The 12424-nt window shown below is 62.3% G+C and carries 13 protein-coding genes; 7 read left to right on the top strand and 6 right to left on the bottom strand.

The genetic code is table 11. The features are described from left to right. From M511_RS18205 to M511_RS18190, 4 genes are all read left to right on the top strand, one after another. The coding region (locus tag M511_RS18205) for a transposase (RefSeq protein ID WP_139824638.1) at positions 1–304 on the top strand (304 nt) is incomplete at its 5' end. A gap of 254 nt (positions 305–558) precedes the next feature. Beyond that, positions 559–1794, top strand: a complete 1236-nt coding sequence (locus M511_RS18200; protein WP_085503110.1) for an SfnB family sulfur acquisition oxidoreductase — start codon at positions 559–561, stop codon at positions 1792–1794. 1 nt (position 1795) lies between these two features. After that, positions 1796–2998 (top strand): SfnB family sulfur acquisition oxidoreductase, encoded by a 1203-nt coding sequence (locus M511_RS18195; RefSeq protein ID WP_085503108.1) that lies wholly within the window; start codon positions 1796–1798, stop codon positions 2996–2998. Next, complete coding sequence (locus M511_RS18190) at positions 2999–4378, top strand: LLM class flavin-dependent oxidoreductase (protein ID WP_010398957.1); 1380 nt, start codon at positions 2999–3001, stop codon at positions 4376–4378. A 60-nt stretch (positions 4379–4438) separates the two neighbouring features. Here M511_RS18190 and M511_RS18185 read toward each other — a convergent pair whose 3' ends face one another. Genes M511_RS18185 through M511_RS18170 form a run of 4 tightly spaced genes read right to left on the bottom strand, consistent with a single transcriptional unit; the run spans position 4439 to position 7815 of the window. Beyond that, positions 4439–5095 (bottom strand): methionine ABC transporter permease, encoded by a 657-nt coding sequence (locus M511_RS18185; protein WP_010398958.1) that lies wholly within the window; start codon positions 5093–5095, stop codon positions 4439–4441. Further along, the gene (locus M511_RS18180) at positions 5073–6182 is read right to left on the bottom strand and encodes a methionine ABC transporter ATP-binding protein (RefSeq protein ID WP_240547700.1); all 1110 of its coding nucleotides are present in this window, start codon (positions 6180–6182) and stop codon (positions 5073–5075) included. Before M511_RS18180 ends, M511_RS18185 begins: the two co-directional genes overlap by 23 nt. Next, positions 6182–6982 (bottom strand): MetQ/NlpA family ABC transporter substrate-binding protein, encoded by an 801-nt coding sequence (locus M511_RS18175; RefSeq protein WP_085503104.1) that lies wholly within the window; start codon positions 6980–6982, stop codon positions 6182–6184. Before M511_RS18175 ends, M511_RS18180 begins: the two co-directional genes overlap by 1 nt. Positions 6983–6993: 11 nt before the next feature. Continuing rightward, entirely contained in the window at positions 6994–7815 is an 822-nt protein-coding gene (locus M511_RS18170) for a MetQ/NlpA family ABC transporter substrate-binding protein (RefSeq protein ID WP_010398965.1), read from the bottom strand. Positions 7816–8427: 612 nt separating this feature from the next. Between M511_RS18170 and M511_RS19355 the strand changes: the two genes are divergently transcribed. Further along, on the top strand, positions 8428–8652 hold the full coding sequence (locus M511_RS19355; RefSeq protein ID WP_240547699.1) for a Hint domain-containing protein: 225 nt from the start codon (positions 8428–8430) through the stop codon (positions 8650–8652). A gap of 72 nt (positions 8653–8724) precedes the next feature. Here the strand turns inward: M511_RS19355 and M511_RS18160 are convergent, their stop codons facing one another. Further along, entirely contained in the window at positions 8725–9903 is a 1179-nt protein-coding gene (locus M511_RS18160; protein WP_010394510.1) for an MFS transporter, read from the bottom strand. A 10-nt stretch (positions 9904–9913) separates the two neighbouring features. Then, entirely contained in the window at positions 9914–10738 is an 825-nt protein-coding gene (locus M511_RS18155) for an aldo/keto reductase (protein ID WP_085503100.1), read from the bottom strand. Positions 10739–10915: 177 nt separating this feature from the next. Between M511_RS18155 and M511_RS18150 the strand changes: the two genes are divergently transcribed. Next, on the top strand, positions 10916–11830 hold the full coding sequence (locus M511_RS18150) for a LysR family transcriptional regulator (protein WP_010394514.1): 915 nt from the start codon (positions 10916–10918) through the stop codon (positions 11828–11830). A gap of 299 nt (positions 11831–12129) precedes the next feature. Next, positions 12130–12424, top strand: a 295-nt coding sequence (locus M511_RS18145; protein WP_139824637.1) for a transposase, incomplete at its 3' end; no start/stop codon positions are given.

Genomic DNA, 12424 nt, shown 5'->3' with positions numbered 1-12424 from the left:
TGGCGCGCGGGCATTGTTGAGCAGCCTGCCGGATGTCGATTGGTTGCTCGGGGATCGCGGCTATGACGCCGACTGGTTCAGAGAAGCATTGAAAGACAAGGGGATACGGGCGTGTATCCCTGGTCGAAAACAGCGGAAGATGACGGTGAAGTACGACAAGCGCCGATACAAACGGCGCAACAGGATCGAGATCATGTTCGGCAGGCTCAAGGATTGGCGGCGTGTGGCAACCCGATATGACAGATGCCCAAAGGTCTTCCTCTCAGCCATCGCCCTCGCCGCAATCGTCATTTATTGGTTATGAGTCCTGACCCTAACGACCCTCTCAGGGGCAGATGGATTTTCTCGCGCGGCCTCTCTGGGGAAACTTGTTCTCTTGCGGCCCGGATCTTTGGAATGGCGGCGGCCAGAAATCACGTTAACCTTAGTCGTGAATTTGGCCTGCCCACCCCAAGCGCCAGAACGCCGGTCACCCCCCCGCCACAATCGGCAGGACGGGGGCGGTTGTCTGATGCCGGAACCGCGGGCCAGCCAGACTGCAAGGACAGGATATCCGCCATGACCATCCAACCTCCGCAAGCACGACCCGGGGCGGCAAGCCCCGTCCCCGTGGTGCCCGCATGGATCGAGACCCGCGAACAGGCGCTGGAGGCCGCGCACCGTCTTGCCGCCGACTGGGCCCCCAAGGCGGCCGAGCGGGACGCCCAGCGTATCCTGCCCTTTGACGAAATCGCTGCCTTTACGGCCTCGGGCCTTGGCAGCCTGACCGTCCCGCGCGCCTATGGCGGGCCGGGACTGGATTATCTGACCCTGGCCGAGGTGTTCGAGATTCTGTGCGCGGCTGACAGTTCGGTGGGCCAGATCCCGCAGAACCATTTCGGCGTCATCCAGCTGTTGACCGAGGCCGGCAGCCCCGAGCAAAAGGCGCGCTGGTTCGCCGACGTGCTTGCCGGCGCCCGCATCGGCAATGCCGGACCCGAGAAAAGCCGCGCTGTGGTCACCCATAACACCACCGGCCTTAGCCGTGGCCCGCAGGGGCTGCGCCTGAACGGACACCGCTATTATTCGACCGGGGCGATTTTTGCCCATTGGATCCCCACCCGGGCCAATGACGAACAGGGCCGCCCGGTGCAGGTCTGGGTTCCCCATGACGCGCCGGGCGTGCGTGTGATTGACGACTGGTCAAGCTTTGGCCAGCGCACCACCGCCTCGGGCAGCGTGATCTTTGAAGATGTGCCGATCAGCGAGGATCAGATCATCCCCGTCTGGCAGCGGGCCGAGACGCCGGGTCTGGCCGGGCCGGTCTCGCAGCTGATCCAGGCGGCAATCGACAGCGGCATCGCCATCGGAGCCCTGGACGAGGCGATCCGCTTTGTGCGCGAGAAATCCCGTCCCTGGGTCGATTCCGGGGTCGAGCGTGCCCAGGACGACCCCTATATCATTGGCGATGTCGGGCGGTTGCAGATCGACCTGTGGGCTGCACGCGCGGTTCTGCATGACGCCGCGCGCCTGCTTGACGAAATCGCCGCCAACGAGGTGACCGCCGAGGCCAGCGCCCGCGCCTCGGTCGCGGTGGCCGAAGCCAAGATCCTGACGACCGAGATCGCGCTTAACGCCGCCGAAAAGCTTTTCGAGCTTGCCGGATCGGCCGCGACCCGTGCCGCGCCGAACCTTGGCCGCATCTGGCGCAATGCCCGCGTTCATACGCTGCACGACCCGGTGCGCTGGAAATATCACCTGCTGGGCAATTGGCACCTGAACGGTGCCCTGCCTGCCCGCCATCAATGGAACTGAGATGATTAGAACCGCTCCTCCGCCCCGCGACGTGCATGTGATCACCGACGACGCCGAAGCGATCGGGGCCGCCCACCGCCTTGCCGCTGGTTTTGCACCCGGCGCCTCGGACCGCGACCGCAACCGCGTCCTGCCCTGGGATGAACTCGAGGCGTTTTCGGCCTCGGGCCTGTGGGGCATCACCATACCGGCCGAACACGGCGGTGCAGGTGTATCCGCGGTGACACTGGCGCGCGTCATCGCCATCATCGGTGCCGCCGACGGCTCGCTGGCGCAGATCCCGCAGAACCATTTCTATGCGCTTGAGGTCCTGCGCAGTGGCGGCAGCCCAGAGCAGCGCGCCTATTTCGACAGGCTGGCGCTCAGCGGGCACCGCTTTGGCAATGCGCTGGCAGAGATCGGCGCGCGTGACTTCAAACGCCGCACCCGGCTTTTTCACGACAACGGCCGCCTGCTGGTCGAGGGGCGCAAGTTCTACTGCACCGGTGCGATCTATGCCCATTGGATCCCGACGCTGGTCGTCGACGAGGATGAGCGTCAGCAGCTCGTCTTTATCCCGCGCGACGCGCCCGGGGTCAGCATCACCGATGACTGGGACGGGTTTGGACAGCGGGGCACCGGATCGGGCTCGGTCGCCTTCGACCGTGTCGAGGTGCGTCCCGAATGGGTCATTCCGTTTCAGGCAAGCTTTGAACGCCCAACGCCCATCGGCCCGCTCGCGCAGCTTTTGCATGCGGCGATCGACCTTGGCATCGGCAAAGGCGCCTTTGCGGCCACCCTGCCCTTTATCCGCGACCGCGCGCGGCCCTGGATCGACGCCAAAGTCCAGCGCGCCGCCGATGATCCGCTGCTGGTCGCAGGTGTGGGTGAGGTCTCGGTCCGACTGCGCGCTGCCGAAGCGCTGGTCGACCGCGCCGGCCGCGCTGTCGATGAGGCCATCGCCGATCCGACCGAGTTCACCGTTGCGCAAGCCTCGCTGTCCGTCGCCGCCGCCCGGGCGCTGACAACCACAGCTGGCCTTCTCGCCACGTCGAAACTGTTCGAACTGACCGGCACCTCTGCCACGCTGACCGAGGACAACCTCGACCGCCACTGGCGCAACGTGCGTACCCATACGCTGCATGATCCAGTGCGCTGGAAATACCATGCCGTCGGCAATCACAGCCTGAACGGTATCAACCCGCCGCGACACGGAGCGATCTGAATGGCCCGCCTTGGCAAGCATATTATCGTCAATGCCTTCAACATGAACTGCGTGGGCCATATCAACCACGGCCAATGGACCCATCCCCACGACCGCTCGGCAGATTATACCCGGCTCGACTACTGGACCGACCTCGCCCGAACGCTTGAGCGCGGCTTGTTCGACGGGCTGTTTCTGGCCGATATCATCGGCACCTATGACGTCTATGGTGGTGGGATAGATGTGACCTTGCGCGAATCCGTGCAACTGCCGGTCAATGATCCGATCCTGCTGATCTCGGCCATGGCGGCCGTGACGCAGAACCTGGGCTTCGGCGTCACGGTCAATGTCAACCAAGAGGCCCCATATACCTTTGCCCGCCGCATCTCGACGCTTGACCACCTGACACAAGGGCGGATCGGCTGGAACATCGTCACCGGCTACCTCGACAGCGCCGCACGCGCAGTGGGCCAGAACGGGCAGACCAATCACGACCTGCGCTATGATCAGGCCGACGAATATCTCGAGGTGCTCTACAAGCTCTGGGAATGGTCCTGGGACGACGATGCCGTGATCCGGGACCGTGCGGCGCGCGTCTATGCCGACCCGGCCAAAGTGCGCAAGGTCGTCCACCACGGACGTTTCTACGATGTCGAGGGCTGGCACCTCTCGGAACCTTCGCCGCAAAGAACACCGGTGCTCTTTCAGGCCGGAACCTCGGGCCGCGGCCAGCTTTTTGCGGCACGACACGCGGAATGCGTCTTCATCTCGGCCCCGGAAAAACAGCTGGCTCGCAAGGCCGCGCAAAGCATCCGCGCCGCCGTCGCCGCTGCCGGGCGCCGCCCCGAGGATGTCAAGATCATCATCGGCATCAACGTCATCACCGACCGCAGCGCGGCGGCAGCATTGGAAAAGCTGGCTGAGTATCGGGCCCATTCCAGCCCCGAGGCCGGTCTTGCCCATTTCGCCGCTTCGACAGGCATCGACTTCTCGCGCTATGATCTGGACGACCCGATCCCTTACGGGCCGACAAACTCGATTCAGTCGGCAACAAAACTGGCCGAAAGCCGAGGCTGGACCAAACGCGATCTGCTCAACCAGCTCGCGCTCGGCGGGCGCTACCCCCTTGCTGTCGGAACGCCGACCGAGGTGGCGGACGAACTCGAATCCTGGGTGCGCGAGGGCGACATTGACGGCTTCAACCTCACCCGCCTCGCCACGCCCGAAACTTACGAAGACTTCGCCGATCTGATCGTGCCGGAACTGCAAACCCGCGACAGCTTCAAGACTGAATACGCACCAGGCACGCTGCGCCACAAGATCTTCGGCCAGGGCGACCGCCTGCCCGACCGCCACACAGTTGCAAACTTCCGCCCCGGCCCGGCGGTGGCGGCGCAATAGTCCTTCTTTCGTGTCAAAATATCCACGGGGGTGTGGGGGCAGTCAGCCCCCACATTCATTTCAGCGCGCCTTCAGCCGCCTGACTGCATGATCCCCCGAAAACTGGACAGCCGAAACCAGCAGGATCAGGATCGCGATCACCACCAGCATGACAGTGGTGTCAAACCGCTGATAACCATAGCGAATCGCCACATCACCCAGACCACCCGCACCGACAGCACCCGCCATGGCCGAGGCGCCGATCATCGAAACAACGGTAATGGTGAACCCGCCGGCAATTCCCGGCAGTGCCTCGGGCAGCAGCACATGGCGCACGATGTCCCAACGCCGGCAGCCGATGGACTGTGCGGCCTCAACCAGCCCCGGATCAACCTCGCGTAAGGAGACCTCGGCAATCCGCGCGAAAAAGGGGGTCGCTGACACCGACAGCGGCACGATCGCCGCCCAGACACCGATCGTCGTGCCCGCGACCAGCCGCGTAAAGGGGATCAGCGCCACCAGCAGCACGATGAAAGGCACGGCTCGGAATCCGTTCACCACAGTGCCGATAATGCGGTTCAGCCTCGGTGCCGGAAAGATCCCGTCAGACCCCGAGGTCACCAGAAACACTGCCAGAGGTATCCCCGCAAGCACAGCGATCCCGGCCGAGACCGAGACCATCAGCACCGTATCCCAAAGCGCCTGTTGCAGGCGGTCAACCATCTGTGTCGTCAACATATCCGATGATCCTTGTCCTGTCGGCGAGATGCGCCGGAAACTCTGCATCGCCCCCCGGCCCCAGCGCGAGCAGCAGCTTGCCGATGGCGCGACCCTGAATGCGGTCGATTTGCGAAGATAAAAGCCGCAGCCCCCTGCCTCCGGCCAGTTCAGTCAGCTGCGCCAGATCCGGCACGGCTGATCCTGCAAAGGTCAGCTCGACCACCGCCTGATCCTCGGGACCGCGCCGGGTCTCGTGCAACCGGTCGGCCAGATCCTCGGACAGGCCGTGCTGCAAAGGTTGCAGCAGCGCCTGCGTGGCCGGATGGCGGGGCGCGCCAAAGACCTGCCACACCTCGCCCTGTTCGGCGATCTCTCCGCGCTCCAGCACCACCACCCGGTCGCAGATTTCACGGATCACGCTCATCTCATGGGTGATAAGGACGATGGTCAGTCCCAGCCGCTGGTTGATATCCCGCAAAAGCCGCAGGATCGAAACCGTTGTTTCTGGGTCCAGCGCCGAGGTCGCCTCGTCGCACAGCAGGATCTCGGGACGGCTGACCAGCGCGCGGGCGATACCGACGCGCTGTTTTTGCCCACCCGACAGGCGCGACGGGTAGGTTCCACCCTTGCCGGCAAGACCGACCAGATCCAGCGCCTGATCAACGCGGCGTGTGATCTCGTCCCGTGCCACGCCCGCGACCCGCAAGGGCAGCGCGACGTTTTCATAAACCGTCTTGGCGGACAGCAGGTTGAAATGCTGAAAAATCATGCCGACGCGGCGGCGCAGGGCGACCAGTCCCGCCTCATCGAGCAGGGCGATATCCTCGCCATCGACCAGAACCCGGCCGGTTGTCGGACGCTCAAGCCGGTTGATGGTGCGCAGCAGGCTGGACTTGCCCGCGCCCGAGCGGCCGATGATGCCAAAGATCTCACCCGCCCGGATGTCAAGGTCGATGCTGCTGAGCGCCTGCACCTCTCCGGCCGATGACCGGTAGGTCTTACCCAGCCCCTCGAACCGTACCGTGCCTGCCTTGCGAATGGCCGCAGCGGCGGCGGGAATTTCCGTCACCGCGCTGCGCGCAAGGGTTGCTGCCGCACCCGTCATCAGCTTTGCCACGCAAGGATGTAAAGCTTGTCACTGCTGGCGAACGAGGCATGGACCTGATCCTTGACCGCCTGCGACTGCTGGAACAGTTCGATGAACTGCTTGATACGCGGGTCATCCTTGTTGTCGCTGCGCGACACAAAGGAAACCGAGAACTGTTTGTCCTCGATGCCCGAATAGATCAGCCCCGAAGTCGGGTCAAACGCGCCCGAGGCGACGATGAAATGCGGATAGCCCTGCGCCAGATCGACATCGCCGGTGATACGGACCAGCTGCGGCCCCTCGACCTCGGTGAATTTCAGATTGCGCGGGTTCTCGACAATATCGTCAAGCGTGCCAAGGAAACCCACGTCCTCTTTCAGCTTGATCAAGCCGGCCTTTTCCAGCAGCAGCAGGCCGCGCCCCTGGTTCACCGGATCATTGGCGATAGCGACGCTGCCACCTTCGGGGATTTCGTCAAAGCTTTTATGCTTGAGCGAATATAGCCCAAGGTTTGCCAGAATGCCCTGGCCCACTACCTCAAAATCATAGCCGCGCTCTTTCTCGGCATTTTCCAGGAAAGGACGGTGCTGAAAAAAGTTCAGGTCGATATCCCCCGCCGCCAGCGCGACATTCGGCGTGGTCCAGTCGCTGAACTCGACCACTTCGACCTCAAGGCCCTTTTCTTTGGCTTCCTCGGCGGCGACGTTCACGGCATCACCATAGGCACCGGGAACGACACCGATCTTAAGCGCCTCGGCCGAGGCGGACAGGCCGACCAGCGACAGCGCGGCGGCAAATGCAAAAGTGACAAGTTTCATGGCTGTCTCCGTCAGTTGGCTGCCGTCTGGCTAAGCCAGGGCAGCGAATAGAGTGCGGGGTTATGGGCATTCGAGGCGTCGATCCGGTCGCGTACCGCCTGCGAGCTTTGATAGATCCTGATGAATTCCGCGATTTCGGGATCGTCAGCGTTATCCACCCGGGTGACGAAGCGGATGGCGAAATGGATGTCGTCAAGCCCGGAGTAAAGCAGCGCCCTGCCAGCGAAATCGTCGCGCCCGGCATTGACGTAATGGGCCGGGTAGCCCTGTGCCAGATCAACGTCCGAGACGGCGCGGACCAGCTGCGGCCCCTCGATCTCGACGAATTGCAGGTTGCGGGGGTTGGCGGTGATGTCGTCAAGCGTCGCTTTCCAGCCGACATCGGGCCGCAATGCGATCAGCCCGGCAGCCTGCAACAGCACCAGCCCCCGGCCCTGATTGACCGGGTCGTTGGCAACCGCCACCCGCGCCCCGTCCGGCAGCGCCTCAAGCGAGACATGCTTTTCCGAGTAAAGCCCGATATTCGGCAATATCCCCAGAGCCACGGACTTTAGCTCATAACCAGTCTCTTTCACCGCATTGTCGAGAAAGGCCTGATGCTGAAAGTAATTGGCGTCCAGATCGCCATTCGCCAGTGCGAGATTCGGGGTGGTCCAGTCACTGAATTCGACCACCTCGACCTCAAGGCCCTTTTCCCTGGCCTCGCGGGCGGCGACCTCGATCGAATCCGCCAGCGCCCCGGGAGTCACACCGATCTTGACAGCGCCAAAAGCAGATGTGGCGACCAGTGCAAGCACCGCCGCCAGCGCGGGGATTGCCGTCTTGTTCTTCATTCTTGCCTCGATCTTGCCGTATGCCGGCGACCGGTTTGGCCGCCAAATGACGATTTAGTTCATCGTCATTTGCTACGCTGCGTCGAGGTTCCTGGCCATTCCAAAGCCCGTGCAGGAAAGAGAGAACTATTCTCTGGCTGCGCCCGACAGGGGAACGTCAATGCTTGCGTGCTAAATGCAGCGGCCGGAATGATACGCCGACCTCATGGCCTGAGCCCCAGGTGCATTCCACGGGCTATCTGACCAATATGCACCAATCTGCCAGGCACGCCGTTGGTCCTGATCCTGATGGCCGCCGACAACACGGCATCCGGATAATACCTTTGTGGTCGCCCGCTTTGCCATCACGGTTCACGATGAAAATGGCAATCCGAGCGCATGCCAGCAGGACGGCAGGCTCATGCAGATAACCTGTTCTTTGGCCCCTGGGCACCATCCCCGCATGACTGAAGGGATATCACTCAGATATCACGGGTCGAGATTATCGGTATGCAGCCCACGACAGACAAACCCCGTCGCCCCGATAGGTTTCTATACCGGGATATTCGAAACGAGTATTGTCTGCTTTACCTGCAGCACGTTCATCGAATGTGCTGGCAGCCAGGAGAGGGTATGGCCCGGACCGCCGACAACGGTTTGCAACCCCTTCACTGGGTCGGCTTGGTCAAGCTTGGCCCGGCCGAATTGGCCGCCAGTCCCAAACTGCACCCCCTCCGCATCCGCGCCGGGGCTTTGGGGAATGGCACACCAGGTTCGGACCTGATGGTCTCGCCTCAGCCCCGGGCGCACAAGCTGGCCAACCGCCATATTCAGCACCACTGTCCTGTGATGTGCTGATTGCAACGGTAAGAAACGCGAACAGGGTCACGGCAACAACCGTGACCCTGCTTTTCAGCTGTCTTTCGTCTGTCAGGCTTCGCAGGTCACCGCATTGGCGGCGCTACGCTGACGACCCAGCCAGACCAGCACCAACCCGGCCGCAGCGGTCAGACCACCTGCAACGGGAACGGCGGCATAGCCCAGCCCCGCGCTGATCACCGCACCACCAAGCGCCGCGCCAATCGCATTGCCAAGGTTGAAGGCCCCGATATTGATCGACGAGGCAAGGCCCGGCGCATCATGGGCGGCTTGCATGACCCGCATCTGAACCGGAGGCACGATCGCAAAGGCCGCCGCACCCCAGATCAGCAAGGTGACCGCCGCACCGACAGGGGTGCTGATAAGCAAGGGCGAAATCAGCATGATCCCCGCCAGCGCGGCAAGAAAGATCGCCGTCGCACCGTCAAGCGACCAGTCGGCAACTTTGCCGCCCAACCAGTTGCCGATGGTAAAGCCCAGCCCGATCAGCACCAGCGCCAGCGTGACGAAACCGTCCGACACTCCGGTCACTTTCGTCAGGATCGGCGCGACATAGGTGTAAAGGGCAAACATCGCGCTTGCGCCCATCACCGTGGTCAGCATCGCGATGACCACCTCGGGCCGGGCCAGCACACGCAACTCGCGCCGCAGTTCAGGCCGCACGCCGGGTGCGCCTTTGGGCAGGGCCATCCACAGCGCCGCAATGGTCAGCAGCCCCAAAACAGCGGTACCGGCAAAGGCCGCGCGCCAGCCGATCTGTTGCCCGATCCAGGTCGCCACCGGCACGCCGCCGATATTGGCAATGGTCAGGCCCATGAACATGGACGCAACCGCGCTTGCCCGTTTTTCAGGGGCAACGACGCTGGCCGCCACCACCGCGCCCAGTCCAAAGAATGCGCCGTGGTTAAGGCTGGTCACCACGCGTGAGATCAGCAGGGTCCAGTAATCCGGCGACAAGGCAGACAGGATATTGCCCAGGGTGAAAATCCCCATCAGGGCCATCAATGCCGTCCGCTTGCCAAATCGACTGAAAAGCAAGGTCATCACCGGCGCGCCAACCATCACCCCGATGGCATAGGCGCTGACCAGAAGCCCCGCCGAAGGAATCGAGACCCCGACCCCTTCGGCAATTACCGGCAACATCCCCATGGGCGAGAATTCGGTCACCCCGATCCCAAAAGCACCCACGGCCAGCGCCAGCAGCGGCCAGTTGAATTTCTGCGTTGTCATGGCGGTTTCCTTATGCAGCCCAGTCAGGGGCAAGACCGTCGGAGCTGACCAGACGGCCATCGGCACGGGCAAGACCGCCAATCGCCTTCATCTCATCATCGCTGAGGGTAAAGTCGAAGATGTCGAAATTCTCGGCCACCCGGGCAGGTTTGGCGGTTTTCGACAGAACGATGATCCCCTGCTGGATCTGCCAGCGCAGGCCGACTTGTGCAGCGGTTTTGCCATGTTTCGCACCGATCTGCGAGATCAGCTCATCACCCGGAACCGCGCCGTCGGCCATGCCGAAATAACCCGTCAGGGCGGTGCCGGTCTCAGCGGCAAGGCCCAGCATAGCCGACTGATCGAGATATGGGTGAATCTCAATCTGGTTCGTCACAACCGGTGCCTCGCTGACCGAGATCGCCTCACGCAACTGGCTGCGGTTATAATTGCTGACGCCGATGAACCGGGTTTTGCCAGCAGCCTGCACCTCATTCAGCCATTCAATCTGCTGGGCCACCGGGACCGTATTGCCCGGCCAATGTGCCAGCAGCAAATCGACCTGATCAACGCCCAGCTTGTCCAGGCTTTCATCAACCGAAGCGGCAAAGCGATCGGCGCTGTAATTATCGACCCAGACCTTGGTGGTCAGAAACAGTTCGTCCCGTTTTGCACCGGCACTGACCAGCGCCCGGCCAAGCGCGGCCTCGTTCTGGTAGATCTGGGCAGTGTCGAAATGACGGAAGCCAGCTTCAAGCGCGGCGGGGATCACGGCCTCAACCTCGGTGTCCGACATGCGGAACACCCCAAAGCCAAGCGCGGGAATCTCGGCGCCATGGGCTTTCACATATTGCATCGTTCTTCTCCTGTTCATGCTGTCTGGCAACCGAGTGCCTGTCAGACGCCGACCTTCGCACGGCGGGGCGGCTGGATGGTTCTGTTTGATGAACCTGCAGATAGATGCAAAGGCGGTGCTTGATAATGCGCCAGCTTGGCACATTATCTGTGAAGTGATTTCATCAATGGGGACCGGATGGACAACCGCGTGGGCGAGATGCAGGTCTTTCTGCGCGTCGTCGATACTGGCAGCTTTTCCGAGGCGGCACGGCAGATGCTGATGACGCCCTCGACCGTGTCAAAGCTGGTCGCCCGGATTGAGGCGCGACTGGGGGTAAGGTTGCTCGAACGCTCGACCCGCAGACTGTCCGTGACCGACGAAGGCCGCATCTATTATGAGCGCAGCCAATCCCTGCTGGCCGAACTTGATGCCGTCGAGCAAGACCTTTCCCATGGCATGGCGCGCATTTCCGGCACAATACGGGTCACCGCGTCGGTCGGCTTTGGCATGGTCGCGGTCGAGCCTTTGCTTCCCGCCTTTTGGCAAGAGTTTCCCGATATTGTCGTGGACCTGTCGCTGTCCGATGAGATCGTGGATCTGTACATGGACCGCACCGATGTGGCCTTTCGCGTAGGGACGCTGGCGAATTCCAGCCTGACGGCGCGCAAACTTGGCACCGCACCGCGCAAAATCGTCGCTTCGCCCGACTATCTGCGCCGCCACGGCACGCCCGGTACAATCTACGACCTGGCCCATCATTCCTGTCTGGGCTTCAACTTTCGCCGCTCGACCCCGGTCTGGCCGTTGCGCGACAGCGGGCGAATCCTCGACCGTGGTGTCAGCGGGCCTTTGCTTGCCAATAACGGCGAAACAGTGCGGCGGATGGCGCTTGCCGGTATGGGGCTTGCACATATGGGCGAGTTTCACGTGCGCGAAGACCTGCGTTCCGGCGCGCTTGTCGAAGTGCTGTCAGAGGCCGTCGAAGGCGATACCGAGGATGTGCACGCGCTGTTTCTTGGCAGTGAACGGATGCCGCACCGGGTCCGGGCCTTTCTTGACTTCATGACACCAAGGTTGCGGTCATTTCTGGAAATCAAGGCAGCGAATTGAAGCCGCCGCTGTGCCGGTGGCTGTGCAAGGCACCAGGCCCGCTTAAAACCGCGCCCTCATGCAGCGGCCCGGGATGCGAACACCCCCAGCCAATTTGCACCCCACTGCTGGCGGAAAAATACTTGACGCCGCTTGGAAAGTCAGAAAATGACGCAGCGTCAAGATACCCCTGAATTGCGAAGTCGCAGCCGAGAGAAAGAAATTATGTTGATAAGTTACAATTGGTTGCTTAGGTTGTGTTGACAAAAAGGATTCCCCTGCGCGTCTGGCTGTGATTCAAGATCATCTCTACGTGGGAGGTGACCTTGGCACGCAATCTGATGTCCGACGACGAATGGGCATTCTTTGAGGGCTTCATCCGAGCCGTCCGGCATCCGAACGGGCGCAAGCCTGCGGACCATCGACTTGTTCTGGATGGCATTTTCTGGGTCGCGCGGACCGGTGCGCCCTGGCGGGACCTGCCAGAGGAGTTTGGCAAGTGGTCATCTGTCTACCGGCAGTTCCGGCGCTGGACGCTCGCCGGGCTGTGGGAGGACATCCTGGATGCCTTGAACCACGCGAAGCTCGCGCCCGACAAGCTCCAGATGATCGACA

This window comes from Paracoccus sp. J56 (assembly GCF_019633685.1).
Taxonomy (GTDB): Bacteria; Pseudomonadota; Alphaproteobacteria; order Rhodobacterales; family Rhodobacteraceae; genus Paracoccus; species Paracoccus kondratievae.
This window is presented reverse-complemented; position numbering and strand designations above follow the sequence as displayed.